The following is a 25,106-nucleotide window of genomic DNA, read 5'->3' as shown; positions in this document are numbered from 1 at the left end:
TGGGCGTGTCGTTACGCGTCCGACGCCGGGCGAAGCAACTCGGCGAGCGTCTCGACGCCGTCGACGAGTCGCGGACTCGGCTGGTTCAGGAGGGAGTCGTCGAGGACGTGGACCGCCGCGTCGACGTCCCACCCGCGTTCGCGGAAGGACTCGGGGGAGACGCGGTCGCCGCGACCGCAGAGGTGGAGGACGACGTGGTCGGGATCGGCGCGCTCGACCGCCTCCCGGTCGATTTCTCGCGACCGGTCGCCGGCGTCGACGAACGGACAGCGCCCGCCCGCGGCGGCGACGGCGTCGGGCACCCAGTTGCCGGCGGCCATCGGCGGGTCCGACCACTCCTCGCAGTAGACGACGGGACCGGGGCCATCGGGCGTGCGCGCTTCGACGGCCGCGAGTCGCTCCCGACAGTCGGCGGCGAGGGCCGCGCCGGCCCCGGACCGGCCGACGGCGGCGCCGAGGGTCTCGAAGGAGTCCAGCACGTCCGTCAATCGCGCGGGTTCGACGTGGCACACCTCGTAACCCCGCGCCGTCAGTTCCCCGCGGACGTCCGACTGGAGGGCGTCGCTGGTGCAGACGAGGTCGGGGTCCAACTCGGCGAGTCGGTCGTAGTCGGGGTTCAGCCACCCGCCGACGACCGGGGCGTCGAACTCGCAGTGGGCGGTGACGCCGACGAGGCGGTCCGCCGCGCCCATCGCGTCGAGCGTCGCCGTCGCACTCGGCGCGAGGGAAGCGACGCGCGTCGACTCGCTCTCGACCGTGGGCTCCCGCATACGTGATCCCCACGAGAGCGCGCCCCAAGACTGTGGCGTCCGCGGCCGGCGTTTTAGAACGCTGTTAGTATATAAACGTGATTGACACTAAGTCACAAACGGCGATCCCAGAGGCTGTGCGCCGCGTTCGCGCGAGCGATTCCGAACGTCTTATGTAGTGATACTCTGTCTGTGATGTACGGAACGCTCCGGGCCTTTTCCCCAGCCGTGCCTGTGCTCTGGAGCATTCGTCGCTACATCCATGAGTGAGAAGAGTACCTTCACTCGCCAGAACGCGAGAACGAAAGAGGAACGAGCGGATACCAACGAGAGCGAATCGAGGCAGTCGATGGGACAGAAGTGGGGCCGACGGGACGAGGACGAATCGGAGACCGAGTCCGAATCCGAGAGCGCCGCGGAGGAACTGACCTGCCCCGAGTGCGCCGGTAACGTCGTCGTCGACGACGAACACGGCGAGACGGTCTGCGACGACTGCGGTCTCGTCATCACCGAGGACTCCGTCGACCGCGGCCCCGAGTGGCGCGCGTTCGACTCCCAAGAGAAAGACCAGAAGTCCCGCGTCGGTGCACCGACGACGAATACGATGCACGACAAAGGGCTGTCGACGAACATCGACTGGCGCGACCGCGACGCGTACGGTAACTCGCTGTCGTCGAACCAGCGCCAGAAGATGCAGCGACTCCGCAAGTGGAACGAGCGGTTCCGCACGCGCGACTCCAAGGAGCGCAACCTCAAGCAAGCGCTCGGCGAGATAGACCGGATGGCGTCGGCGCTCGGTCTGCCCGAGAACGTCCGCGAGACGGCCTCGGTCATCTACCGCCGCGCGCTTGACGACGACCTACTGCCCGGCCGCTCCATCGAGGGCGTCGCCACCTCCTGCGTCTACGCGGCCGCGCGGATGGCCGGCGTCCCCCGCTCGCTGGACGAGATTTCGGAGGTCTCCCGCGTCGAGAAGAGCGAAGTCGCCCGCACGTACCGCTACATCGCGCGGGAACTGTCGCTGGAGGTCAAGCCCGCCGACCCCGAGCAGTACGTCCCGCGGTTCGGCTCCGAACTCGGCCTCTCCGACGAGGCGAAGATGCGCGCGCGCCAACTGCTGAAGAACGCCAAGGAGAAGGGCGTCCACTCGGGGAAGTCGCCCGTCGGCCTCGCCGCCGCGGCCGTCTACGCCGCCGCCCTCCTCACGAACGAGAAGACGACGCAGGCGGCCGTCAGCGAGGTGGCGGACATCTCCGAGGTCACCATCCGCAACCGCTATCACGAACTGCTCGAAGCCGAGGAGAGTCTCGGTCTCGCCTGATTCGGACGCACGCGTTCGACGCACGGCGACTCGGCCGAGCCGATTTTCGATTTCTTCGCCCGGAGAGCGACGGCGTTCGGTCCGGTCGGCCGTCCGGAGGCGCCCCGCGCCCCACCGCGGAGTCGGCGGCGAAACCCGACAGTTAAGAACGGGGGACGCTTCGAGGGTGGACAATGGAAGGCGCACGACGGCGCGCGATGGTGGCCGCGTTCGTGGGCGTACTGGGCGCCAGCGTCGGCGTCGCCGGCGCGGGCCACGTCTACCTCCGCGAGTGGCGACGCGCCGTGTCGTGGTTCACCTTCGTCGTCGGCGCGGGACTGATCCTCCTGTCCGTGTTCGCCGACCCGACGGCGGTCACGCTCTCGACGCTCGACGAAATTCCGCCCGAGGTGACGGGTCCGCTGTTCGTCCTGTTGTTTCTCAGCACGTTCGACGCCTACTACGTCGCCGCCCGCGGCGGCGTCGGCGACGCCGAACCGCGCTGTCCCGTCTGCCGCGGCGAACTCGACCCGCAGGTGACGTTCTGTCCGTGGTGCGCGACGGAGTTCGAGCGCCGCCCGATGGTCGACCCCGACCCGACGGAGGCGTCGACGGAGGACGGGAGCGGACGCTCGGAGAGCGAGTGAGCGGAACGGGGAGCGAGGGGGAGACGAGCGAGGCGGGCGTTCGACGCCGCCGTTACTTCTCGATGATGCTCTCTTCGACGGCTTCCCCGAAGTGCCGGGCGGTGTCCTCGTAGTACAGCAGAATCTCGTCGCCGGCCTCGAGGTCCGTGACGGCCTTGCGGCCCTCGCGGGTCCGCACTTTGATGGTCTCGGCGTTCTGGAGGAGCGTCTCCACGCGGTCGCCCTCCAGTTCGGCCTCGACGCGGAACATCGGTCGCTTCTCTATTTTCACGCGGCCGACGATGGCCTCGCGGGTGTGACCCTCGCTGTCGACGACCTGCACCTCGTCGCCGCTCTTCAACTCGGAGAGGTACTTCGTCCCACCGTCGGGCGTGCGCACGTAGGCGTGGACGGCGCCGGCGTTGACGCGGAACGGACGGGAGGCGACGTACGGCGACTCGGCCGTCTCCGCGTGGACGAAGAAGAGTCCGCGGCCCATGCTGCCGACGAGCATCCCCTCGTCGTGTTCGAGGAGGTTGCCGGTGTCGACGCAGACGCGGTCGGCCATGCCCGTGCGCTCGACGGCGGTCACCTCGGCCCACCGGAGTTCGAGCGTCTCGCGTTCGGCGGCGTCGCGCGCCTCGACGGTCTTGCGAATCTCGTCGGGGTCGTCGCTGTCGAGGAGGACGCTGTCGGAACCGATTTCGAGCGTCTCGAACGCCGTACGCGCCTCCTCGGCCGTCGTGACGCCCGCGACGAGGTCCGTCTCCTCGCCGATGCGGGCGATGAGGTTCTCGAGGGGGATGATAGTCCAGTCCTCGCCGACGACGATTGTATAGTCGGCGTCCTCGGCGGCCGTCTCGGCGAACGACTCGTACTCCTTCGAGAGGATGCGGACGTAGGCGCCGTTCGCGCGGTTGTCCGCGCGGCGGAGCGTCGTCAGGTCGGCGGACCCCGAGAGGTCGTTCGGCAGGTCGATGGTGCCGTCGCCCTCGCCGTCCTTGCCGACGACGTACGCGTCCGCGACGGCCCCCTCCTCGGGGTCTTCGGCCTCCTCGACGTCGTCGATGAGGCTCGCGTCAGTGTCCGTCCGGAAGGCGGCCACGTTCACCTCGCCCAGCGACCGGACGCGGCCGACGTCCGCCTCGTCGACGAGCACCCAGTCGACGCCCGCTTCGAGGCCCGCCGTTATCCGTCGCTTCCGCGCCTCCCAGTCGCCGACGCTGTCGTCGGCCTTCAACCAGACGCTCCGTGTCATCGTCGGAGAGACTCGGTGACGGGGTTAAAGCGTGGCGACTCTCCGGAGGTTTGCCGGACGGCGCGGCGGCGAGAGAGGAGAAAAGCGGAGAGAAGGAAAAAAGCAGAGAGCGCTCAGTCCTGTTCGTTCCAGCGGACGTCGCCGTGGACCGCGGCCGACAGCGTGTCGGGGTCGGCCTTCACGTCGACGTCGACACCCACTCCCTCGGCGAGGCGGCCGCGGAAGCGGGAGAGTTCGGTCGCTATCGCGTCGCGACCGAGCACCGCGAACCCGAGGAAGATGGTGGCGAATCCGGCGAGCGTCGTCGCGGAGATGGTCTCGCCGAGGAACGCCCACCCGCCGAGCGTCGCCACGACGGGGACGACGTAGAAGACGAGGTTGCCGCGGATGGCGCCCACCTCGTCGAGCAGGCCGAAGTAGGCGATGAACGCCAGCGCGCCCGAGAAGATACCGACGTACCCGAGAGCGACGTACGCGGCGGGCGTCCACTGGATGGCGGCGAACGACTCGCCGGCGGCGAGGCTCAGCAGGTGGCAGACGAGCGCCCCCACCGGGAGCGCCCACGCCGTGCGGACCGTGCTCGGGAGCGAGGCGTCCGCCCGGCGGATGAGCACGGCTCCCAGCGCACCCGAGACGGCGGCGGCGAGGAGGAACGCCTTCCCGAGGAGGGCCCCGCCGAGCAGGTTCGAGGGACTGACGCCGACGACGAGGGCGACGCCGAGGAACCCGAGCGCCATCCCGACGGCGCCCGCCTTGGAGAGTCGTTCGTCCGAGAGCAGGAACGCCGCGAGGAACGGCGTCAGGATGGGGTTGAGACTGTAGATGATGGAGCCGACGCCGCTACTGGCGTACGTCTGGCCGACGAAGATGAAGGCGTTCGTCAGGCCGATGGCGAACACGCCGGCCGCGAGGATGCCCGCGAGGTCCGAGCGCGTCCGCGGGAGCCACTGCTCGCGGGGGAAGCGGTACGCCGCGTAGCCCAAGAGCAGGACGGCCCCGATGTCGAAGCGAAGCGAGACGAACAGCAGGGGCGGGAAGTACGCCGCGCCGGCGGTGGCGGCGACGAACGTGCCGCCGAAGAAGACGCTCGCCGCGAGGAAGAACGCGACGAGGCGGTGCGTCGATGCCGCCATCGCTATCTGGTCCCCCCGCGCGTCGGGCGTGGCCGCATCCTCCCGGGCCGTTCGTTCCGCGTGAGTGTGGAGGTCATCAAGTAATTCTACGTAATAGCGTTTCACGCTTATATGTGTCCAGAAATAGATTCGATAACTGCAGTATTGTCACGCCGCGATTCGCTGTTCCGCCCCGACGGCGTTTCAGACTTTGACGAACTTTCATCCCTCGAAAAGCGCTATGTAGGGACCGCCACAACGGGGGAGTAGATGGACACCGCGCTCGAAGAGATAGAGTTCCTGGCGCTATCGGCGAACCGGGTGCAGGTGCTCAACGCCCTGCGCGAGGAGCGGCGCACGCGGCGCGAACTCGTCGAACGCACGGGGGCGTCGCAGCCGACGCTGGGGCGCATCCTGCGCGATTTCACCGAGCGGCACTGGATAGAACGCGACGGCGACGCCTACGCGGCCACGGCGACGGGTCGACTCGTCGCCGCGGAGTTCACCGACCTGCTGGAGACGCTGGAGACGGAGGGGAAACTCCGGACGGTGATGCAGTGGCTTCCGACCGAAGAGATGGGGTTCGACCTGCGTCACCTCTCCGATGCGACCATCACGACGCCGAGTCAGACGCGACCCGGCGCGCCGGTCCAGCGCGTGTTGGAACTGCTCGAACGGGCCGAACGCGTCCGCATCTTCTCGTACGCGTTCAACGAGCAGAGCCTCGACGTGATTCGCCGGCGGACCGTCGAGGAGGGGCAGACGTTTCGCGGCGTGTTCTCGCCGGCGGCGGTGGACGCCCTCGCCCACGACTCCGCGCTTCGGAGCCGGCTCCGCGAACTAACGGGCGACGAGAGCGCCGAGATTCGCCTGTACGACGGGGAGATTCCGCTGGCGGTGACGATAACCGACGGCGTCGCGCACCTCTTTCTCCGCGACGAGAACGGCCTGTTGCGGGCGGCGATAGACTCAGAGAATCCCGAGGTGGTGGCGTGGGCCGAAGAGCGGTTCGAGCGGTACTGGGAAGAATCGTCGCCGCTGGACTCCGAGGAGTTGGAGTAGTCGGTTCGGCCGTGAACTATCTCGGTATCGTCGTCTCGTTCGTTCTGGTCGCTGTGTTCACCAACGTACGTACTCGCCCGGTTCGGTGCAGTATCCACTAGGAGGAGAGACGACCGACTCGACAGTGCGAAACGAGCGAGAGAAGCGGCGGAGAGCCGCGTTACGCTTCGAGTTCCAGGCCCGCCTCGTGCAGGGCCGTCTCGGCGTCCTCGTCGCGGTGGATGACCGAACTCACCGCGCGCGTGATGGACTCGGGGTCGTCGTGCTGGAAGATAGAGCGACCCATCGAGACGCCGGCCGCGCCGGCGTCCATCGCGCCGCGGACCATCTCGATGGTCTGTCGGTCCGTCCCTCGGCTTCCGCCCGCGATGACGACGGGGAGGCGCGTCGCCTCGCAGACGCGGTCGAAGGTGTCCGGGTCGCCGCTGTAGGCCGTCTTCACCACGTCGGCGCCGAGTTCCTCCGCGAGGCGGACGGCGTGGGCGAGGTTCTCGGCGTCGTGCGGGTCGGTGTCGCGGCCGCGCGCGTAGTTCATCGCGAGGACGGGGACGCCGAAGCGGTGGGCCTTCTCGGTGAGTTCGCCCAGTTGCGTCATCTGGTCGGGTTCGTACTCGCTGCCGACGTTCATGTGGAAGGAGACGGCGTCGGCGCCGGCGCGGAGGGCCTCCTCGACTGACCCCGTGATTCGCTTGTCGTTCGTCTCCGGGCCGATGACCGTCGACCCGTTCAGGTGGACGATGAATCCCTTCCCGTTCTTCTTGGGGTGGACGCGCCGCGCGACGCCCTTCTGCGTGAGAACGGCGTCCGCCCCGCCGCGCGTTATCGCGTCGACGGTCGTTTCGAGGTCGACGAGCCCTTTCACCGGGCCGAGCGTGATTCCGTGGTCCATCGGGACGACGAGGTATCGCCCCCCTGTCGAGATGCGTTCGAGTCGTGCTGTGATTCCTACGTCCATGGTGTATTCAGTGTGGTAGTGTGTAGCAAATAGGGCGTTATGTGCGTTCCGTTTGGGGCGCACGTTGCGCGAACCCGCGTTCGGCCCCCTCCTTCAGTTCGTGTGCCTTCTCTTCGAGTCGTTCCGCCACCGTCTCGGCGTCGTCGCCGTTTTCGTGGCCTTCGGCGACGATGTCGACGAGGGCGCTCCCGACGATGATGCCGTCGGCGCCCGCCGCGACGATTCGCTCGGCGTGGTCGCCGGTTTTGATACCGAAGCCGACGGCCTTAGGCACGTCGTACTCCGCCAGGCGGTCGAGGCTCGACTCGGTCTGCCCGGAGACGTCGTCCTGCGCGCCGGTGACGCCGAGGCGCGCCTGGACGTAGACGTATCCGGACACCCGTTCCATGATGCGGTCGAGTCGGTCGCCCGTCGTCGTCGGCGCGACGATGAACACGAGGTCGAGACCGAACTCGTCGCACGCCTCGCGCAGGGGGTCGGCCTCCTCCGCGGGCAGGTCGGGGACGACGAACCCCGAGAGACCCACCTCCGCGGCCTTCTCGACGAACGGTCGCGGCCCCTCGCTCGCGGCTTCACCGTCGTCTCGCGGCTTCGCCGCTCGACTGTCCGCGGAGCTTCGCTCCGCGCTACTCGCATCCGAGGCGCTTCGCGCCTCGCCTCCCCCATATCGATAGATGAGGTTGTAGTAGGTCATACAGACCAAGGGCACGTCCACGTCGAGGGCCTCCACGAACTCGAAGAACCGGTCGGGCGTCATCCCGCCTTCGAGCGAGCGAACGACCGCCTCTTGAATCGTCGGCCCCTCGGCGACGGGTTCGGAGAAGGGGAGGCCGAGTTCGATGACGTCTGCGCCGCCGCGTTCGAGGGCCTCGACGTACTCGATGGAGGATTCGAAGTCCGGGTCGCCCGCGGCGAGGTAGGGAACGAACGCCGCGCCGCCCTCGAAGGCGGCGTCGAGTGCGGGGTTGCCCATCTCAGAACCCCCCCGTGAACGCGTCCATGTCCGGCGCGATGTCGATGTCGCGCTTCGACGTCTCCTCGATGACGGATTCGAGGTCTTTGTCCCCGCGACCGGAGACGTTCACTAACACCGTCTCGCCGAGTTCGTCGTGGTTCTCCTCCAGGAAGGCGAACGCGTGCGCCGTCTCCAGCGCCGGGATGACCCCCTCCAACTGCGAGAGGCGGTGAAAGGCGGTGAGCGCCGCGTCGTCGTCGACGTTGACGGCCGTCACGCGGCCCTCGTCGACGAGGTGGGCGAGTTCCGGACCGACGCCGGCGTAATCCAGCCCCGAGGAGACGCTGTGACTCTCCATTATCTGTCCGTCGCGGTCCTGCAGGAGTTTGGTACGCGCGCCGTGGAGGACGCCCTCGCTACCCGTCGACAGCGACGCGGAGTTGGGGGCGACGCCCGCCTCCTCGTCCACGTCGAGCGACGACCCGCCGGCCTCGACGGCGTACAGGTCGACGCTCTCGTCGTCCCCTCGCGGGCCGGGGGACCCCTCCGCCGCCTCCCGACCCGCGGAGCTCAGTCTCGCACTGCCGACGAACTCCGCGAACGCGCCCATCGTGTTCGACCCGCCGCCGGCGCAGGCGAGCACCGAATCGGGCAGACCGCCCGTCTTCTCGCGCATCTGCTCGCGCGCCTCCTCGGAGATGACCGACTGGAAGTCCCGGACCATCGCCGGGAACGGGTGCGGGCCGACGACGCTCCCGATGACGTAGTGGGTGTCCTCCACGTTCGTCGCCCAGTCGCGCATCGTCTCCGAGATGGCCTCCTTCAGCGTCCCGCGGCCGACGGAAACGGGGTTCACCGCCGATCCGTTCAGCCGCATCCGGAAGACGTTGGGTCGCTGGCGGTTGATGTCGCGTTCGCCCATGTACACCTCGCAGGGCATGTCGAGGTGGGCCGCCGCCATCGCCGTCGCGGTGCCGTGCTGGCCCGCGCCCGTCTCGGCGACGATGCGCTCTTTACCCATGTACTTCGCCAGGAGCACCTGCCCGAGGGCGTTGTTGAGTTTGTGCGCGCCACCGTGGAGGAGGTCCTCGCGCTTCAGGTACACCTCACAGCCGTACCGCTCGGAGAGTCGCTCCGCGTGCTGCGTCGGCGTCGGTCGTCCGCCGAAGTCGCGGAGGCGGCGGCGAAACTCGTCCACGAAGCCGTCCTCGTTCTCCAACACGTATCGTTCGTACGCGTCGTTCAGTTCCTCGATGGCCGGCATGAGGGCCTCGGGAACGTACTGTCCGCCGTAGTCGCCGAACTTGCCGTCGAACGTCGTCTCGCTCATTCTGTTATCTCCGTTTCCGTCTCCGCGTCCGTCTCCGCATTCGAATCCGCGTCCGCGTCCGTCGCGTTCGCGAACCACTCGGTGTTCGTCCGCACGTCGCCGTCCATGATGGCCGTGCCGATGAGGAGGGCGTCCGCGCCCGCCGCGCGCATCCGTTTCGCGTCCGCGACCGTTTTTACGCCGCTTTCGGCGAGAAGCGTCACGTCGTCCGGAACGTGAGGCGCCACGGACTCGAACGTTTCGAGATCGACCTCCAACGCGCCCAAATCGCGGTTGTTCACGCCGACTATCTCCGCGCCCGCGTCGAGTGCCAGTTCGAGTTCCGCCCGGTCGTGGACCTCCACGAGCGGTTGGAACCCTCGCTCGCGCGCCGCCGCCACGAGGTCCGCGAGGTCCTCCTCCAGAAAGCGCGCGATGAGGAGCACCAAATCCGCCTCGACGGCGTCCAACTGCGACTCCTTCACGACGAAGTCCTTGCGGAGCACCGGCACGTCGACGGCCTCGCGGATTCGTTCGAGGTTCTCCGTCGACCCGCCGAAGTGGTCGGGCTCGGTCAGCACCGACAGCGCCGTCGCGCCGCCCGCGACCATCTGGCGGGCGAGTTCGACCGGGTCGTCGGTCCGTTCGCCGTCCGTCGTCGGACTGGTGGGTTTGACCTCCGCGACGACCGGAACCCGACCCGCCGCCTCCGTCTCGGCGACGGCGTCGGGGAACGACCGCGCGGACACGGCGACGCGTTCGTCGCCCCCGTGTCGCCCCCGCGCGGCGTCGAGGATGGAGCGGACCTCGGGTGCGAGCGAATCCTCACTAGCGTTCATCAGTGTACACTAACGTACTCATCTGCACATAAGGCTTGCGCGTCGTCGTCAAGGTTCAAGGGCGGACCGGGCGAAGTCGCTTCCATGAACGCCGGTGTATTCGCCCGCCACTCGGACCTGCTCGGGCGAGCGGTGCAGATAGGTGTCGCGAGCGGCAGCGTTATCAGCGTCTCCTTCCCCGCCGAGGTTCCGCCGGACGCCGAGGACGAGAGTCCGCTTCTCGACAGAGTGTTCGACTACCTCGACGGCGAGGCCGACCACTTCGGGGACGCGCCCGTGGCGCTGACCGTGCCGACGGACCACCGGCGCGTCCTCGACGCCGTTGGGAACGTCCCGTACGGGGAGACGGTGGAACTCCGGCGCGTCGTCCGCATGGCGGGGTCGGACCCCGACGACGAGGCGGACGTGTCGACGGCGCGGACGGCCCTCCGCGAGAACCCGGTGCCGCTGTTCGTCCCGGACCACCGCGTCGAGGACGCCGCGGGCGCGACGCCCGACGAGGTGGCGCGGCGCCTGCGGGCGTTAGAGTCGGAGTGACCGGTCGTTCGCGGCCTACGTCAGCCGCGCCGCCCAGTCGAATCCGAACCCCTCGTGGACGACGAACTCCAAGGCGTTGACGAGGTAGTGCGCCAGCACGACGGCGAACAGGCTCCCCGTGAGGACGTACGCCGCCGCGAGGACGAACCCCAACGCTCCGGTGACGAGGACGCCGAGTCGCCCCTGCGCGTTGTGCCCGAGAGCGAAGGCGACGGAGGAGACGACGGCCAACAGCCACGGCGAGACGCCGAACCCCGCGGCGAAGGCGCCGACGAGGGCGCCCCGGAAGAGCAGTTCCTCGAAGCCGGCGATGAGCGGGAGGATGAAAAAGAGGAGGACGGCCCACCCGGCGGGCGTGTCGGGCGCGAGGGCCTCCCGGAGTTCCTCGGCGTTCCCGAGTCCGCGCGCGGCGCCCAGGGCGGCGCCCACCTGATTGACGACGTACAGGGCGACGCCGAGTGCGGCGCCGCCGAGGAGAACCGGGACGGAGGCGGACCCCGACCCCGCGCCGAACGCCGACGCCGGCACCTGCGCGTACCACGCGCCCGCGAGGAGGAAGACGGCGAACAGCCCCTGGGAGAACGCGACGTTGGCGAGTAGTTCGGCGGTCGATAGCTCCGGGGCGCTCCCGGCCCCGTTCCCGCCCTCGCGCGGCGGTTCCGGCCGGAAGCGGACGCCGGACTTCGGGAGGACGACTTCCGGGCGCTCCGCGGCGTCCCCGGACGGGGCGCGTCCCCGGACGGACGGTCGTTCCGCGTCGGCCGGCGCCCGCGGGTCGAAGTCGGATTCGCCCGCGCGCGTCGAACCGCCGGCGTCCGCGCGCCGACCGCCGGCGTCGGAACCGACCGAGTCGTCGGAAGCGGTATCGCGGCGCGGCCGCTCGTCGTCGGGTGAAATAGCGCCTCGAGAGGCGAAAGAGAGAATCAGGAGGCCCGCCGTGACGACGCTCGCGAACGCGGCGAACGTCGCCCAATCGGGCATCCGGCGTTACTGCGGGCTCGGGCTCGACGGCCCGGACACCTGCTCCTGCGTGAACGCGGAGCCGGTGATGCTCTTGAGGCGGTCGACGAGCGAGTCCTTCTCGGGTTCGCCCTCGAGGGCCACGTCGAGCACTTCGCTGATGTGGCTGACGGGGATGATTTCGACCATCTCCTCGTACTCCTCTTCGATCATCACGTCCTGCATGTTCGACTGCGGGATGATGACCTTCGAGCAACCGGACTTCGCGGCGGCCTCTATCTTGTGCGTGACGCCGCCGACGGGGAGCACGTCCCCGCGGACCGACAGGCTGCCGGTCATCGCGAGCGACTGGTCGACCCCGACGTTCTCCAGCGCGGAGATAACCGCCGTGGCGACCGTCACGGACGCGGAGTCGCCCTCCACGCCCTCGTAGGACTGCACGAACTGGATGTGGATGTCCTTCTGCGAGATGTCCTCGTCGGAGAACTTCTTGATGATGGCCGATACGTTCTGGACGGCCTCCATCGCTATCTCCTGGAGTTTCCCGGTGGCGATGACCTCGCCCGGCCCCTGCGAGGGCGTGACCTCGGCCATCACGGGCATCATGATGCCGGAGTCCTCGCCCATCACCGCGAGACCGTTGACGCGGCCGACCTGGTAGCCGTCGGCGACCTGCAGTTCGTAGTCCTTGCGGCGCTCGATGTAGTCGTCCGCGAGCTGCTGTTCGATGGACCGGCTGCGACCCTTCGCCTGCAGCACGTGCGCGCGGGTGACCACGTCGGCGTCCTCCGCGCGGGCGATGTCGCCGGAGACGCGGACCAGTCCGCCGAGGTTACGCAGTTCGAGCGTGAGGTGCCCCTTCCGACCCGCGCGGCGACGGGCTTCGAGGATGACCTCTTCGATGGCCTCGGCGCTGTACTCGGGCAGGCGGCCGTCCTTCTTGACCTCCTGAGCGACGAAGCGCGCGTACTTGCGCCGCATCTCGGGGGTGTCCTCGATGGTGTCGTCCATGTACACCTCGTACCCGTACCCCTTGATACGCGAGCGCAGGGCGGGGTGCATGTTCTCCATCGCGTCGAGGTTCCCGGCAGCAATCATGATGAAGTCCGTGGGGACGGGTTCCGTCTGGACCATCGCGCCCGAGGAGCGCTCGGACTGGCCCGTGATGGAGAACTCGCCCTCCTGGATGGCCGTCATCAGATGCTGCTGAGAGCGGATGTCGAGCGTGTTTATCTCGTCGATGAACAGCACGCCCTTGTTCGCCTTGTGGATGGCGCCGGGTTCGACGCGGTCGTGACTCGGCGTCTCCATCCCGCCGGACTGGAACGGGTCGTGCCGAACGTCACCGAGGAGCGCACCGGCGTGCGCGCCCGTGGCGTCCTGGAACGGCGCGGCCGCGCCGTCGGCGTTGTTGACGATGAGATTCGGAATCATCGCGTCGCCTCCGCGGGAACCGTAGCGGAAGGCGAGGTAGATGACGCCGGCCGCGAGGATGCCGAGCAGTATCTGCCCGGCGATGATGAGCGAGTAGCCGAGGACGATTGCGATGATGATCCACATGAGGAACGAGCGCATCTGATTGCGCTTGCGCGCTTCCTCTTTGTGGGCCTCGACTATCTGTTCGCCTTTACCCCCGGGGACCGTTCGGACCTTCGGGTTGTTTCCGTCGTTGGGGTTGTGGTAGACGAGAACGTCCTGCAGTTCCTCTTTCGGCAGCAGTTCGGACATCGCCTTGGCGAGCATCGATTTGCCCGTCCCGGGCGATCCGATCATCATGACGTGGCGGCGCTGTTTGGCTGCCTTCATGACCACGTCGCGGGCGTGCTCCTGACCGATAACTTGGTCGACGAGGCGGTCCGGAACCTCTATCTCGCTCGTCGAATCGATCTGAAGCCCACCGAGGAGGTCGTCTTCGTCTACGTCGTCGGCGACGTCGGCGGTGACTTCGACGTCGCTCCCGAGGTCGTCGATAGTTCGCTCGTCGACGTCGTCGGTCCCGTCGTCGGGAGCCGAGTCCGGGAAGACCTCCTCGTCCGCACCGGCGGAGGAGTCGGGGGTCTCTTCGGAGATGTCGACCCCCTCTTCCGAGGAGTTTTCGTCGGTATCCATGTCGTTACTCATAGAACTGTTTCGCTACTTCAAAGAAAGGCTGCACGACTGATATACTTTCTCCCCGTGGGCGTTCCTCCCACCCAGACGCCATTCGGATGGTTCAGCCCTCCTGAATCGTGAAATCGACCGTTCGACGAACTCGTCGGGTTTATAAAGGCTGCCGGAGAAATCGAAAGCATGCGGGGGTTCTACATCGGTCGCTTCCAGCCCTTTCACAACGGCCACCATCAGATGGTCGAAGAGATAGCCAAAGAGGTGGACGAACTCGTCCTCGGAATCGGGTCCGCAGGCGATTCCCACTCTCCGCGGAACCCGTTCACGGCGGGCGAACGCGTCATGATGGTGACGAAGTCGGTCGCAGACTTCGACATCACCACCTACGCCGTCCCCATCGAGGACTTAGACAGGAACTCCGTCTGGGTGAGCCACGTCCAGAGCATGTCGCCCGCGTTCGACGTGGCGTACTCGAACAACCCCCTCGTCATCCAACTGTTCTCGGAGGCGGGCGTGGAGGTACACCAGTCGCCGATGTTCAACCGGGACGTACTGGAGGGCACCGAACTCCGCAACCGGATGCTGCACGACAAGAATTGGCGCGACCTCGTCCCCGACCCCGTCGAGCGGATAATCGAAGAGGTGGGCGGCATCGAACGCCTTCAGCGCGTCAGCGACACCGACTCGAACGGCGGCCGCGACGACTACCCCTCGCCGGCGTAGTCGGAGATGTCCGTTCCGTTCGTTCCGCCGGCGCCGTTCGTCTCTATCGCCGTCCCCGACCCGTTCACCGTGATGAACGCCGTCGGCCTCCTCGCGTTCGCCGTCGCGGGGTCGCTGAAAGCCTCCGACGCCGGTCTCGACGCGTTCGGCGTGGCCGTCCTCGGCGTCCTCACCGCACTCGGCGGCGGCACCGTCCGCGACGTCCTCGTCAACCGACCCCCCGCCTCGTTGACGACGACGTGGGACATGTCCGTCGCCCTCGTCGGCGTGGCTCTCGCGGTCATCCTCTCCCGGCGCGCCTCCAAGCACGCCCGCGTCCTCGACAGTCGCGTGTTCCTCGTGAGCGACGCCACTGGCCTCGCGGCCTTCGCCGCGACGGGCGCGCTCGTCGGCACGAGGGCCGGACTCGCGCCGTACGGCGTGGTCGTCCTCGCCGCGGTGACGGCCGTCGGCGGCGGGTCGCTGGCGGACGTGCTCCTCGGTCGCGTCCCGGTCGTCCTGCGCGAGGATTTCTACGCGACGCCCGCCCTCGTCGGCGGCGGCGTGTTTCTCCTCGCGCGCTTCGCCGGCGCGCCGAGCGGCATTCCGTCGGGCGCCTGCGCCGGCGCCGTCTTCGCCGTGCGGATGCTGGCGCTCAGGTACGCGTGGCGACTCCCGGAGGTCTGAATCTGAGACGAGGAGAACAGCGCGGGCGAAGCGGTCGCTCGGAGGAGAGAAACGGGATACAACGCGACGCGGAAATCGGCGCGAACGAATACGGGGTGCGACGGGACGCCGGACCCGCGAGGAGTGTTCCGGCCGCGCGTCGGGATTACTCGGCGGCGATGACGTCGTCGATTCGGACGATCATCGTCGCGGCCTCGGTGGCGGACTCGACGGCCTCGCGCTTGACCGCGGCGGGGTCGAGGATGCCGTGCTCGACGGGGTCGCCTATCTCGCCGCTGCGACCGCTGGAGATGACGCCTGCGATGCCCTCGTTCTCGTAGCGCGCGCGCAGGTCGACCAGGGCGTCGATGGGGTCCATGCCGGTGTTCTCCGCGAGGGTGCGGGGGAGCGCCTCGACGGCGTCCGCGAACGCCTCGACGGCGAGTTGCTTGCGGCCCTCAATGCCGGCCGCTTCGGCGCGGACGTGGTCGGCGATGGCGATTTCGGTCGCGCCCGCGCCGGGGACGACGCCGCCCTTGTCGAGGGCAGCGACGGTCACGTCGATGGCGTCGTTGATGGCGCGTTCGAGTTCGTCCACGACGTGCTCGGTGCCGCCGCGGAGGAATAGCGTGACGGCCTTGGAGGCGTCGCCGCCCTCGACGAACACGAGTTCGTCGTCGCCGTACGGCTTCAGCGAGACGGAGTCGGCGTGGCCGAAGTCGGACTCGTCGAGGTCGGTGGCGGAGCCGAGGCGCTTTGCGCCCGTGGCGCGGGCGATGGCGCGCGCGTCGGATTTCTTCACGCTCTTGAACGCGAGGACGCCCGCGTCGGCGAGATAGCCGGCGACGCGGTCCGAGATGGACTTCGTGCAGAACACCACGTCGACGCCGACGTCGGCGAACGCCTTGGCGTAGCCGCGGAGTTCGTCGTCCTCGGCCTTGAGGGCCGCGTCCAACTGCTCGACGGAGGTGATGGTGTACTCGGTGTCGACCTCACCCTTGCGGACGTCGAGTTTCGCGTCGAGGACGGCGACCGTCGCGTCCTCAACGGACGTGGGCATGTTGTCGTTGACGGGGTCCTTGTCGATGACGACGCCCTCGATGAGTTCCGTCGCGGAGGAGGACGCCCCCGTGCGGGTCAACACGCGCACGTCGTCGCGGTCGAACCGGCCGTCGTTCTCGTCGTGGACCATGCGGACCGCCCGGACGACGTGCCCGGCGAGGACGTCGGCGGTCACGTCGCCGGTCCCCTTCCCGGTCATGCTGGACTCGGCGACCCGTTCGAGGAGGTCGTCGTCGAGGTCGGCGTCGAGAACCTGCGCGTCGATAGCTTCCTGTGCGAGGCGGGCCGCCTCGGTGTAGCCCTCGACGATGACCGTCGGGTGGAGTTCTTGTTCGAGGAGGTCCTCGGCGTGCATGAGGAGTTCACCCGTCAGGACGGCCGCGGTGGTGGTGCCGTCGCCGACTTCCTCCTCCTGGGTCTCGGCGACTTCGACGATCATCTGCGCGGCTGGGTGTTCGATATCCATCTCCGCGAGGATGGTCGCGCCGTCGTTGGTGATGACGACGTCGCCCGAGGAGTCGACCAGCATCTTGTCCATCCCGCGGGGGCCGAGTGTCGTCCGTACGGCGCTCGCTACGGCCTTACCCGCTCTGATGTTCGAGTCCTGGGCGGCCTGACCGCGCGTTCGAGAGCTACCGCCGGAGAGGATGTACAGGGGTTGCTGCATTCGTGATGACATGATGTATGAAACCTCACCCCCGTAGACGTTAGCGGTTCTATAAATATCTTTCGTGGAGTAAGCTCCGGAAAACCGCATGACAGGAGCCGTGTCGGGGTGCTACTCGGTCGCAATCCGACCGCGGATTCGTATTCTCGAGGTGCAAAAGTCGTTTGCCGTTCGAGGTGGTTTGACCGGCGATTGGTAGCGTAACTGAACAGTTCTGATAAGCTATTTTACCTCGCCTGAGAACGGTCGAACCGTGCTCGAACTGAACCACGGATTTCGGGTGGTGGACGTCCACGCGCGGTTGGACCCCGACAGCGACGAGTCGGTGGCCACGCGGGGGCGGGAGATGAGTCCCGAGCGTTTAGAGCGGGAACTCCACCAGGCGGGCGTCGTCCGCGCCGTCGTCTCGCCGGGACGGCGCGCCGAGGGGGAGGGGTACCTCCGCGCGAACAACGCCGTCGCGCGCATGAGCGTCGACCGGCCGTTCGTCGCGTTCGCGCGCGTGAACGGTCCGCGGGACCCGAGCGGACGCGCCAGCGCGCGCCTGCGGAACCTCACCGCCTCGCGTGACGACAGCCACGCCGACCCCGACGACATCGAACAGTACGCCTACGACGACCGGTTCTACGGGTTCACGCTCGCACCCGCCGTCGACGGCCTGCCGGACGAGGAGACGCTCGACCGGTTGGACGACGTGGGCCTGCCCGTCCTCGTCCACGGCGGCCGGGAGTTCACGCCCGACGACGCCGCCGAGACGCTGCTCCGGCGCGAGTTCCCCGTCGTCCTCGCCGGGTTCGGTGGCTATCCGCTGGAGCGAGACCTGATGAACCGAAGCATCGACCTGTTGGACGAGTTCGACGGCCTCTACCTCGACACGAGTTTCGTCCGCTTCCGCGACGTCATGGAGCGCGCGCTGTTGGAACATCCCGACCGGGTGCTGTTCGGGAGCGGCGTGCCCGAGGCGCACCCGAACGTCGGCGTGATGGAACTGCTGACGCTCGACGTCTCGGAGGACGCGATGCGCCGCGCGTTCTCGAAGAACATCGCGCGCGTCGTGCCGGAACTCGGTCCCGGCGAGCAGTAACGAAAATCAGCGCCAGTCGTACGTGGCGACGGCGCGGTCGGTCCGCTTCGAACAGCCGTGGGGGTTCCGCGTCGTCGTCCGGTCGCGGGCGCGGGCGACGAGTCCGTCGGAGATACCGGTTGCCATCCCGCCGACGACGTCCTTGCCCGTCCCGAACCACCCCGTCGGCGTCGCGTCGCCGTGGATGACGTCCCGGGCGGCCGAAAACGCGTCCGTTCCGGCGTGTTTGAACGTCCGCCGGGCGACGGTCGGGCGGAAGCCGTAGTTCTTCGCGAGGCGGTAGCCGAGCGCGCGGTACTTCCAGCCCCAATCGCGCTCTTTCACGCCGCCGTCGGCTTCGTACTCCGTTCGCACGCTCATCTCCGGGCGCCACGTCACCGCCTCTCCGACTCCCGCGAGTCGATGCGCGACGTCGCGCGCGCCGCCGGTGAGGAGGTACTCGTCGAAGCCGTCGAGTTCCTCCAAGGCGTCCCGGTGGAAGGCGACGTTACCGCCGTTGAAGTAGGTCACGTCGCGGCCGCAGATGGTCCGCCGTTCGAGCGTCTCCGTCGTCATCCCGGCGCGGAGCGTCTGGTGGGAGGGACCGGTCACCGCCGCCGCCTCCTCGAGGCCGTCGGTGACGCCGTCCAGCCATCGCTCCTCGACGGCGAAGTCGTAGCGCAGGAACGCGATGGCGTCCCCCGAGGCGGCGCGGATGCCGGCGTTGCGGGCGACGTTCAGCGTTCGGTCGGATATCTCGACGAGGACGTCCACGTCGTCTCGGTCGCGCACCATCCCCGTGGTGCCGTCGGCCGAAGGGCCGTTGACGACGACGACTTCGGCGTCCGGAGCGGCCTCGGCCAAGGCATCGAGGCCGGCCGCGAGACGGTCCCGACCGTTGAGGGTCGGAACCACTACCGAGAGATGCATACGCGTTCGTACGGACGGAGCGACTTAAATACCGTCGCTCCGACGGGCGGGAAAAGGAACGGCGGTGCAGTTCCGGTCAGTCCGCGTCGGGAACCGAGGCCGTCCAGTACGACACCGAGGCGAGGTGTTCGCCGAGCGACGTCCCGCCGAAGGAGGTGTCGAGGCCGCGGAGTTCGCTGGCGACGCCGTTCGGCATCTTCCGGTAGACGCCGTACGGGACGACGAAGTCGTGGGCCGCCTCGGTCAGTCTGAGGCCGGCGTCGCGGAGGAGGCCGTCCACCTCCGACTCGCCGTAGAGACGCGACCCCATCGGCAACAGCCAGTTGTACACGAGGCGCGCGCTGGTGTCGTTGAACGTGTCGAAAAACACCACGTCCTTCGAGACGCGCGCCATCTCCGCGAGGAACTTCGCGGGCGTGTCCGCGAGGTGGAAAAAGCGCATCGCGAACACGGCGTCGAAGTGGTCGTCGGGGAACGGCAGACGCGCCGCGTCGCCGCGGAGGAACTCGATACGCTCCGCGACGTCGGCTCCCGCCCGCCGTGCCTTCTCGCGTCCCTGCGTCATCATCGCCCGCGAGATGTCGAGTCCGACGATGTTCGCACCGCGTTCGGCGAGCATGACGGTGAACCGACCGGTACCGCAGGCTATCTCCAGGACCTTCTTGTCCTCGACGGGACCGACGGCGTCGAGGACTGCCTGCTTCTCCCGGTGGTCGATGAGTCGCCCGCCGCCGGAGAATCGCTTCGAGTCGTACTCCTGGGCGACGTCGTCCGCCTGGTACCACTCCTTTCCTTTCACACTACACCGTACTGCACGCCGACGGCCTAAAACCGTACTGGATGCGGCCGGACGACCGACCGGCGGCAGGGGCCGACCGCGAGACGGACCGGCCGCGACGCGTCTCGGCCGCGTCCGTCCGGCTATCCGCTGGTGACGACGTTCTCGGCCGGGATGCGGATGATAACCCTACCCCCCAACTCCTCGTCGTGGTAGGGGTACTCGTCGACGTCCAGATACCGCCGCGCCAGTTCGTCGATGTGCTCTCGAGCCCCCTCGTCGACCAACTCCGCCTCGCCGCGGACGGAGACGTACCGGTAGGGGTCGTCGGGGTCCACCACGGAGACGCCGACCTTCGGGTCTCGTTGCACGTTCTTCACCTTCCGCCGACCGTACGCGCTGTTGAGGAGGACGTACTCGCCGTTCTCGTGGCCGACCCAGACGGGCGTCACCTGCGGGGTCCCGTCGGGCATGACCGTCGCGAAGTGGGCGAACGACTCCTTCTCGAAGATGTCGATGTGCGACTCGGGAATCATGTTCTCCCCCTCGTCGCGGCACGAGAAAATGGTTCGCCACCAGATATTAATACGACCTTATTTGTGTATAATGTGTCTGGATTATTTTGACACACTTGTAGCCAAGCTTTACCACGACCGACGTGTTCGCGTGGAGTATGAGCACCAGTACCGCAGAGATGAACCGTGAGGACCCCCTCTCGGAGGGCGAGTTCCGCGAACGACTCCGAGAGCTACCCCCGAGCGCCAAGCTCGTCGCCAAAGTGTTAGAGGGCGACGCGCCACTCTCGCAGGGGGAACTCGCGGAGGAGTCCCTGCTCCCGGACCGAACCGTCCGCTACGCGCTGAACCGACTGGAGGAGTCGGACCTCGTCGGGTCGCGCTACAGCTTCAAGGACGCTCGAAAGCAGGTCTACTTCCTGAACACGTAACGCCGAACCGTAACAAGAGAACGTGAACGGCGGCCGCAGGACGGACTGACCAAGCCACCTCCCGCCGTTCACCAGTACCATTTTCTCGGACTCCAGCGAACTCGGAGTCGTGACTCCCATCGCCCGCGCGCCGGTTCCGGAGACCACTCGCGCGCCCGAGGGGTCGACGAACGCCTACGTCGTCGGGTCGGACCGGGCGCTGCTCGTCGACCCGGCCGGTCGAACGGACGAACTGAACGAACTCGTCTTCGAGCGACGCGTCGAACACGTGACGGTCACGCACACGCACCCCGACCACACCGGGGCGGTGCGGACCTACGCCGAGGAGACCGGAGCCACCGTCTGGTGTCGACGCGGCCGGGAGGCGCGCTTCGCCGACGCGACGGGGGTCGACCCCGACCGAACGTTCGCGGAGGGCGACGAGATTCCGGTCGGCGACGACGGCGTGACCGTCCTCGACACGCCCGGGCACGCCCCCGACCACGTCGCGTTCGAGGGCGACTTCGGCGTCTGCTGCGGCGACCTCGCCGTCGCCGAGGGCAGCGTCGTCGTCGGCGCACCCGAGGGAAGCCTCCGCGCCTACCTCGTCGCCCTCCGCCGCCTCCACGCTCGGGACCCGCCCGCGCTCTACCCCGGACACGGTCCGGTCATCGACGACCCGCGGGCGACGTGCAAACGCCTGATTCGGCACCGTCTGGACCGCGAGCGGAGCGTCCTCGACGCCGTCGGTCGCGGCGCGGCGGACGTCGACGCCGTCGTCGACGCCGCCTACGAGAAGGACCTGACGGGCGTCCGCGACCTCGCGCGCGCGACGGTCATCGCCCACCTCGAGAAACTCGCATCCGAGGGGCGCCTCCGGTACGACGCGGACTCCCAGCGCGTCGAACCCGCCTGACGCAGGGGGTCGGCGTCGCGGTGGAACCCGACCGGACCGGGAGTGTTTTTCGACCTCGCGCCGAAGCGACGGTGTGAGCCACGCCGGTCCCAGCTTAGAGGAGGAACTCGAACGCGCCCGCGACCTGTCGGTCTCCGACCTCGCGGACGCCGTCGAGTCCATCGGATTCGAGTGCACCCGGTGCGGCGCCTGCTGTAAGGGCCACGGGGATGCCGACGACCGGGAACCCCACACCGCGACGGTGTTCCCCGACGAGGTGCGGGAGATACAGGACGCGACCGCCGAAGAACTCGAGTGGCGGGACGTCGCCCGCCCGATGCCCTACGGCCTCTCGGACGGCGACGACGGTCCAGAGGGGGAGACGTTCGAGTGGGCGCTCCAGACCGACGCCTGCGGCGACTGCGCGTTCTACGAAGAAACCGAGACCGACGAGGGAACGCGGGGCGCCTGCACCGTCCACGCCGACCGACCGCTCATCTGCGAGACGTACCCGTTCAGCGTCGCCCTCGGCGGGACGAGTCAGCCGATGGGGGAGGCGGTCGATGCAGAGGGAATGGTCCGCGCCCACGAGTGCGAGGGCCTCGGACGCAACATCTCCCGCGCGGAGGCCGAGGACCTCGCGCGGGCGTTGAAGGAGCGCGCGGTCCGGGAACTGGAGGAGGCTATCGGCGTCAGAGACGAGTACCGGTCGGTCGCCACGGGACCGGGCGAGGTGGTCGTCCACGACTCCGAGGGCGCGAAGCGACCGGACGGAACGGCCGCAGCGGAGACGCGGTCGGACGAGTGAGCGCGCGGTCGACGAACGGGCGTCCGACGAACCGGCTCCGGCGGTACACATTTAACAGTGCCACGAGAGTTTTGCGTGGAGGTCTATCACGGTGGAAATCTCAGATAAACTCCTGTGTCTGTTCAACACTGACGTGCGCGCGGAGGACGACCGGTACGTGGTCGAGGTTCCGAAGCGCGAAGTCGAGTCCGGCACGGTCGAACCCGGCGAGACGTATCGCGTCGCTCTCATCTCCCGCGAGGCGGTCGAGTCCGACGAGGAGGCCGACACGAGCACCGCGTCGACGACGCCCTCGTCCGAACCGCAACCCCCCGTCGAAGTTGGCGAACTCCGCTACGTCGAGATAGAGGACATCGGCAAGCAGGGCGACGGCATCGCCCGCGTCGAACGCGGCTACGTCATCATCGTCCCCGGCGCGGAAGTCGGCGACCGCGTCAAGATCGAGGTGACCGAAGTCAAATCCAACTTCGCCGTGGGCGAAGTGATAGAGGACGACTTCTAACGAGCTTTTTGCACACTCGGGTCTCCTCGCGAGCCTTCGGCTCGCTGCGGGGACCCTCCTCGCAAAAAGCTCGACCATCACCGGAAAGCGGCGCTTTCCGGTTAGCAGTCAGACGGCCGTGCCGTCTGACGGCACCGCCAGAAATCTCCGATTTCTGGCTGTTCAGCCAGAACGCGCAGCGTTCTGGCGACAAAAAGAGTCCGCGCCTCGCTCGCTCCGTTCGCTCGGCGCGGTCCCGACTCTCCTCTTTTCTCGCGTTGGAAGTCTAGACAGTTTGCGTCTCAGCCGCGAATCGGTCGGCGAATCTGCTGATCGGTTAGGGGTGGTGTCAGCCGTAAAACCACCCTTATCGCGGGAAGAGCGGTCACGTTGGAAAGCGACTGCTCGTCTGAGTAGACAGGCTATTCCCGTCGTCGCTCGGTACGTAGACGGATGAATGCTCATCGTCAACCCCGCACTGCACCGCGACGCTCGACACCGCAGGGGGTGCATCTCCCCTCTTCTACTCGGCCTTCGGTTCCACCGGATAAGGTCCGGTGAACTTCGAGAGGTCCACGTCGGCGGCGTTCACCTCGTCCGCGGAGGCGTACGGGCGGTTGACGACGATGTCGCCGGCGGTGCGCTTGCCGATACCGGGAATCGAGGTGAGTTCGTCCATGCTCGCCTCGTTCGGGTCCAGCGGATGGGGGACGCCCGTCACGGAGCGGTAACCGTGGTCGACGATGGTCACGTCCGTCGTCCGCCCGAGTTCGAGTTCGCCCGGGATGCCGACGAGGAGCGAGTAGGTTCCGAGTTGGCGGCCGAACGTCCGGCCGTCTTGGTGGTACTCCAAGTGGACGTTCGGCAGGACGGTGCCCGCGGGAGCGACGCGCTTGAGCATCGGCCGGTCTATCTCCTCTCTGACTTCCTTTTTGTACTTCTGGAACAGTTTCTTGTGCTCGGCGGCGATGTTCGCCCCCTCCTCGGCCATCTCGGTGCCCTCGAACGCCATCACCTGCCGGATGTTGATGCGGCGGACCATCAGACCGGCGTCGTAGACGCGGTGGAGGAAGCGCTTGTTGTGCGCGAACGTCTCCTCGCGTTCGCCCTTCAGGCCGTGCAGGAGGTTGATGCCGGGGAGGAGCTTCGGCAGGCGATTGGTGGCGCCGTCGCCGTGCGTCGGCGCGTCGGCGGGCGACTCGCCCGGCCGCCACCCGGCCTCCTCGTTGACTATCTTCACGGCTTCGAAGCACTCGTCGGCGGTGACGTTCAGCGTGTTCTGCTCTTGCACCACGGGGTCGGCCGATTCGAGGCCGAACGCTGCGGTGTCGCCGGGCGTGTTGTGCTCTGCGATGATGCGGATGCACTCGCGGGACTTTTCGGGCCACTCGACCACCGTGATGGGGTTCATGTTGTCGAGGTGGAGCGTCTCCAGGTCGGGCGCCACCTCCCGAATCCCCTCGTACAGTCGCCGGAGGGCGTCGGGGTTCGGCGCCTCGCCGTCGCCGCCGAACGCGAGGATGTCGGCCTGCCGGCCGAGGCGGAAGTGTTTGGCCCCCCGGTCGGAGAGGTTGCCCACCTCGCGGACGACGGACTCCGGCGTCCGGAAGGCGGGGTTGCCGTACATCGGTTCGGTGCAGAACGAGCACCGGTAGGCGCACCCGCGCGACGTCTCCATCTCGCAGATGAGGTAGTCGGGGTGGTTCGGGTGCTGTTCGACGACGAACGCCCCCTTGGCGGCCCACCTGTCGAGTTCCTCGTTGTCGCGGTAGCGGTTGTCGAACCCCTCCAGTCCGCTGTCGACTAAGTCGTACGCGGCCGCCTCCACGTCGGCCATCGCGAGGAAGTCGTAGTCGAGGTTCCGCCGCTCCATCTCCTGTGCGCCGGCGTTCTCCTCGCCGACGCCGAAGCGGATGGGGCCGCCCATCACCGAGGTTCCGTCGGCGGTCCAGGCGAGTTCGCGCACCTCATCGGGCTCGGCGGGGGTGCCGCCGACGTAGCTTCCGGGGACGGTCATCCCCCCGATGTACACCATCAGGTCGGCGTCGGCCACGTCGGCCCACTTCTGTCTCTCGTCGCGGAGTTCGTCGATGGTGTGGTAGGTGACGTTCTCCTCGGGGACGCCAGCGTCGACGAGGGCTCCGGCCGTGAAGCGCGGGTACGTCGAGATGTACGGCGGCACGCCGAAGTGCGCCGGTTCGTCGACGTAGCCGTCCACGAGCGTCACGGTGAGGTCGGCCGGGTCGGTCATGTGGGTGAGGAGACGGCCGACGGGTAAAACGATGACTACCTCGGAGCGGCGAGCGGAGAGAACGAGGCGGACCGCCCGCTCGGACGAAGAGGGACCCCTCGCGCCGCCAG

The 25,106-nt window shown here is 67.9% G+C and carries 25 protein-coding genes; 11 read left to right on the top strand and 14 right to left on the bottom strand.

The window, feature by feature from the left end; all coding sequences use genetic code 11:
• Positions 1-11 precede the first annotated feature (11 nt).
• Complete coding sequence (locus C474_RS17520) at positions 12-770, bottom strand: cobalamin-binding protein (protein WP_008389217.1); 759 nt, start codon at positions 768-770, stop codon at positions 12-14.
• A 328-nt stretch (positions 771-1,098) separates the two neighbouring features.
• Here C474_RS17520 and C474_RS17515 point away from each other — a divergent pair, with 328 nt between their 5' ends.
• Positions 1,099-2,070, top strand: coding sequence for a transcription initiation factor IIB (locus C474_RS17515; RefSeq protein ID WP_049917166.1), 972 nt, complete (start codon positions 1,099-1,101; stop codon positions 2,068-2,070).
• Positions 2,071-2,243: 173 nt separating this feature from the next.
• Complete coding sequence (locus C474_RS17510; RefSeq protein WP_239640452.1) at positions 2,244-2,696, top strand: DUF7575 domain-containing protein; 453 nt, start codon at positions 2,244-2,246, stop codon at positions 2,694-2,696.
• A gap of 52 nt (positions 2,697-2,748) precedes the next feature.
• Here the strand turns inward: C474_RS17510 and C474_RS17505 are convergent, their stop codons facing one another.
• The gene (locus C474_RS17505) at positions 2,749-3,933 is read right to left on the bottom strand and encodes a 3-dehydroquinate synthase II (RefSeq protein WP_008389214.1); all 1,185 of its coding nucleotides are present in this window, start codon (positions 3,931-3,933) and stop codon (positions 2,749-2,751) included.
• A 113-nt stretch (positions 3,934-4,046) separates the two neighbouring features.
• Entirely contained in the window at positions 4,047-5,066 is a 1,020-nt protein-coding gene (locus C474_RS17500; protein WP_008389213.1) for a DMT family transporter, read from the bottom strand.
• Positions 5,067-5,315: 249 nt separating this feature from the next.
• Between C474_RS17500 and C474_RS17495 the strand changes: the two genes are divergently transcribed.
• The gene (locus tag C474_RS17495; RefSeq protein ID WP_008389211.1) at positions 5,316-6,107 is read left to right on the top strand and encodes a helix-turn-helix transcriptional regulator; all 792 of its coding nucleotides are present in this window, start codon (positions 5,316-5,318) and stop codon (positions 6,105-6,107) included.
• Between the two features lie 160 nt (positions 6,108-6,267).
• Here C474_RS17495 and C474_RS17490 read toward each other — a convergent pair whose 3' ends face one another.
• Genes C474_RS17490 through trpC form a run of 4 tightly spaced genes read right to left on the bottom strand, consistent with a single transcriptional unit; the run spans position 6,268 to position 10,165 of the window.
• A complete protein-coding gene (locus C474_RS17490) occupies positions 6,268-7,062 on the bottom strand; it encodes a 2-amino-3,7-dideoxy-D-threo-hept-6-ulosonate synthase (RefSeq protein ID WP_008389209.1) in 795 nt (264 codons plus the stop codon).
• 37 nt (positions 7,063-7,099) lie between these two features.
• Entirely contained in the window at positions 7,100-8,035 is a 936-nt protein-coding gene (gene trpA, locus C474_RS17485; protein WP_008389207.1) for a tryptophan synthase subunit alpha, read from the bottom strand.
• 1 nt (position 8,036) lies between these two features.
• Positions 8,037-9,347 (bottom strand): tryptophan synthase subunit beta, encoded by a 1,311-nt coding sequence (gene trpB, locus C474_RS17480; RefSeq protein ID WP_008389206.1) that lies wholly within the window; start codon positions 9,345-9,347, stop codon positions 8,037-8,039.
• Positions 9,344-10,165 (bottom strand): indole-3-glycerol phosphate synthase, encoded by an 822-nt coding sequence (gene trpC / locus C474_RS17475; protein WP_008389203.1) that lies wholly within the window; start codon positions 10,163-10,165, stop codon positions 9,344-9,346. Before trpC ends, trpB begins: the two co-directional genes overlap by 4 nt.
• Before the next feature lie 84 nt (positions 10,166-10,249).
• On the opposite strand from trpC, the gene C474_RS17470 reads away from it, so the two are divergent.
• Complete coding sequence (locus C474_RS17470; RefSeq protein ID WP_008389201.1) at positions 10,250-10,702, top strand: MGMT family protein; 453 nt, start codon at positions 10,250-10,252, stop codon at positions 10,700-10,702.
• Between the two features lie 15 nt (positions 10,703-10,717).
• On the opposite strand, the gene C474_RS17465 is transcribed toward C474_RS17470, so the two are convergent.
• Both C474_RS17465 and lonB read right to left on the bottom strand, forming a co-directional pair.
• Positions 10,718-11,683, bottom strand: coding sequence for a CPBP family intramembrane glutamic endopeptidase (locus C474_RS17465; RefSeq protein ID WP_008389199.1), 966 nt, complete (start codon positions 11,681-11,683; stop codon positions 10,718-10,720).
• A gap of 6 nt (positions 11,684-11,689) precedes the next feature.
• Positions 11,690-13,783, bottom strand: coding sequence for an ATP-dependent protease LonB (lonB, locus tag C474_RS17460; RefSeq protein WP_049917147.1), 2,094 nt, complete (start codon positions 13,781-13,783; stop codon positions 11,690-11,692).
• Positions 13,784-13,951: 168 nt separating this feature from the next.
• Here lonB and C474_RS17455 point away from each other — a divergent pair, with 168 nt between their 5' ends.
• A complete protein-coding gene (locus C474_RS17455) occupies positions 13,952-14,491 on the top strand; it encodes a nicotinamide-nucleotide adenylyltransferase (protein WP_008389195.1) in 540 nt (179 codons plus the stop codon).
• 6 nt (positions 14,492-14,497) lie between these two features.
• Positions 14,498-15,157: a trimeric intracellular cation channel family protein gene (locus C474_RS17450; protein WP_008389193.1), complete on the top strand. Its 660-nt coding sequence runs from the start codon at positions 14,498-14,500 to the stop codon at positions 15,155-15,157.
• A gap of 145 nt (positions 15,158-15,302) precedes the next feature.
• Here the strand turns inward: C474_RS17450 and thsA are convergent, their stop codons facing one another.
• The gene (gene thsA, locus C474_RS17445; RefSeq protein WP_049917146.1) at positions 15,303-16,865 is read right to left on the bottom strand and encodes a thermosome subunit alpha; all 1,563 of its coding nucleotides are present in this window, start codon (positions 16,863-16,865) and stop codon (positions 15,303-15,305) included.
• Positions 16,866-17,118: 253 nt separating this feature from the next.
• Between thsA and C474_RS17440 the strand changes: the two genes are divergently transcribed.
• The gene (locus C474_RS17440) at positions 17,119-17,949 is read left to right on the top strand and encodes an amidohydrolase family protein (protein WP_008389190.1); all 831 of its coding nucleotides are present in this window, start codon (positions 17,119-17,121) and stop codon (positions 17,947-17,949) included.
• A gap of 6 nt (positions 17,950-17,955) precedes the next feature.
• On the opposite strand, the gene C474_RS17435 is transcribed toward C474_RS17440, so the two are convergent.
• From C474_RS17435 to C474_RS17425, 3 genes are all read right to left on the bottom strand, one after another.
• Complete coding sequence (locus C474_RS17435; RefSeq protein WP_049917145.1) at positions 17,956-18,858, bottom strand: glycosyltransferase family 2 protein; 903 nt, start codon at positions 18,856-18,858, stop codon at positions 17,956-17,958.
• A gap of 76 nt (positions 18,859-18,934) precedes the next feature.
• On the bottom strand, positions 18,935-19,657 hold the full coding sequence (locus C474_RS17430) for a class I SAM-dependent methyltransferase (RefSeq protein WP_008389184.1): 723 nt from the start codon (positions 19,655-19,657) through the stop codon (positions 18,935-18,937).
• A gap of 122 nt (positions 19,658-19,779) precedes the next feature.
• Positions 19,780-20,172 (bottom strand): PPOX class F420-dependent oxidoreductase, encoded by a 393-nt coding sequence (locus C474_RS17425; protein ID WP_008389182.1) that lies wholly within the window; start codon positions 20,170-20,172, stop codon positions 19,780-19,782.
• A gap of 137 nt (positions 20,173-20,309) precedes the next feature.
• On the opposite strand from C474_RS17425, the gene C474_RS17420 reads away from it, so the two are divergent.
• From C474_RS17420 to C474_RS17405, 4 genes are all read left to right on the top strand, one after another.
• Positions 20,310-20,582: a MarR family transcriptional regulator gene (locus C474_RS17420; protein ID WP_008389180.1), complete on the top strand. Its 273-nt coding sequence runs from the start codon at positions 20,310-20,312 to the stop codon at positions 20,580-20,582.
• 109 nt (positions 20,583-20,691) lie between these two features.
• A complete protein-coding gene (locus tag C474_RS17415) occupies positions 20,692-21,477 on the top strand; it encodes an MBL fold metallo-hydrolase (RefSeq protein WP_008389178.1) in 786 nt (261 codons plus the stop codon).
• Between the two features lie 73 nt (positions 21,478-21,550).
• Positions 21,551-22,264 carry a YkgJ family cysteine cluster protein gene (locus tag C474_RS17410; protein ID WP_008389176.1) on the top strand — a complete coding sequence of 238 codons (714 nt, stop codon included), beginning with the start codon at positions 21,551-21,553 and terminating at the stop codon, positions 22,262-22,264.
• A 91-nt stretch (positions 22,265-22,355) separates the two neighbouring features.
• A complete protein-coding gene (locus C474_RS17405; protein ID WP_008389174.1) occupies positions 22,356-22,766 on the top strand; it encodes a TRAM domain-containing protein in 411 nt (136 codons plus the stop codon).
• 502 nt (positions 22,767-23,268) lie between these two features.
• On the opposite strand, the gene C474_RS17400 is transcribed toward C474_RS17405, so the two are convergent.
• Positions 23,269-24,996, bottom strand: coding sequence for a radical SAM protein (locus C474_RS17400; protein WP_008389172.1), 1,728 nt, complete (start codon positions 24,994-24,996; stop codon positions 23,269-23,271).
• Positions 24,997-25,106: the final 110 nt, after the last annotated feature.

Source organism: Halogeometricum pallidum JCM 14848 (assembly GCF_000337095.1).
GTDB classification, from domain to species: Archaea; Halobacteriota; Halobacteria; order Halobacteriales; family Haloferacaceae; genus Halogeometricum; species Halogeometricum pallidum.
The sequence above is the reverse complement of the archived record's forward strand: the minus strand, read 5'-3'. Positions and strand labels throughout refer to the sequence as shown.

Bases quoted from the DNA above. Each gene is read 5' to 3' on its own strand.
- C474_RS17495 (WP_008389211.1), top strand. From the start codon at position 5,316: ATGGACACCGCGCTCGAAGAGATAGAGTTCCTGGCGCTATCGGCGAAC.
- C474_RS17515 (WP_049917166.1), top strand. From the start codon at position 1,099: ATGGGACAGAAGTGGGGCCGACGGGACGAGGACGAATCGGAGACCGAG.
- C474_RS17455 (WP_008389195.1), top strand. From the start codon at position 13,952: ATGCGGGGGTTCTACATCGGTCGCTTCCAGCCCTTTCACAACGGCCAC.
- C474_RS17465 (WP_008389199.1), bottom strand. From the start codon at position 11,683: ATGCCCGATTGGGCGACGTTCGCCGCGTTCGCGAGCGTCGTCACGGCG.
- C474_RS17520 (WP_008389217.1), bottom strand. From the start codon at position 770: ATGCGGGAGCCCACGGTCGAGAGCGAGTCGACGCGCGTCGCTTCCCTC.
- C474_RS17470 (WP_008389201.1), top strand. From the start codon at position 10,250: ATGAACGCCGGTGTATTCGCCCGCCACTCGGACCTGCTCGGGCGAGCG.
- C474_RS17450 (WP_008389193.1), top strand. From the start codon at position 14,498: ATGTCCGTTCCGTTCGTTCCGCCGGCGCCGTTCGTCTCTATCGCCGTC.
- C474_RS17400 (WP_008389172.1), bottom strand. From the start codon at position 24,996: ATGACCGACCCGGCCGACCTCACCGTGACGCTCGTGGACGGCTACGTC.
- C474_RS17420 (WP_008389180.1), top strand. From the start codon at position 20,310: ATGAGCACCAGTACCGCAGAGATGAACCGTGAGGACCCCCTCTCGGAG.
- C474_RS17425 (WP_008389182.1), bottom strand. From the start codon at position 20,172: ATGATTCCCGAGTCGCACATCGACATCTTCGAGAAGGAGTCGTTCGCC.
- C474_RS17435 (WP_049917145.1), bottom strand. From the start codon at position 18,858: ATGCATCTCTCGGTAGTGGTTCCGACCCTCAACGGTCGGGACCGTCTC.
- lonB (WP_049917147.1), bottom strand. From the start codon at position 13,783: ATGAGTAACGACATGGATACCGACGAAAACTCCTCGGAAGAGGGGGTC.
- C474_RS17490 (WP_008389209.1), bottom strand. From the start codon at position 7,062: ATGGACGTAGGAATCACAGCACGACTCGAACGCATCTCGACAGGGGGG.
- trpC (WP_008389203.1), bottom strand. From the start codon at position 10,165: ATGAACGCTAGTGAGGATTCGCTCGCACCCGAGGTCCGCTCCATCCTC.
- C474_RS17505 (WP_008389214.1), bottom strand. From the start codon at position 3,933: ATGACACGGAGCGTCTGGTTGAAGGCCGACGACAGCGTCGGCGACTGG.
- trpA (WP_008389207.1), bottom strand. From the start codon at position 8,035: ATGGGCAACCCCGCACTCGACGCCGCCTTCGAGGGCGGCGCGGCGTTC.
- thsA (WP_049917146.1), bottom strand. From the start codon at position 16,865: ATGCAGCAACCCCTGTACATCCTCTCCGGCGGTAGCTCTCGAACGCGC.
- trpB (WP_008389206.1), bottom strand. From the start codon at position 9,347: ATGAGCGAGACGACGTTCGACGGCAAGTTCGGCGACTACGGCGGACAG.
- C474_RS17510 (WP_239640452.1), top strand. From the start codon at position 2,244: ATGGAAGGCGCACGACGGCGCGCGATGGTGGCCGCGTTCGTGGGCGTA.
- C474_RS17500 (WP_008389213.1), bottom strand. From the start codon at position 5,066: ATGGCGGCATCGACGCACCGCCTCGTCGCGTTCTTCCTCGCGGCGAGC.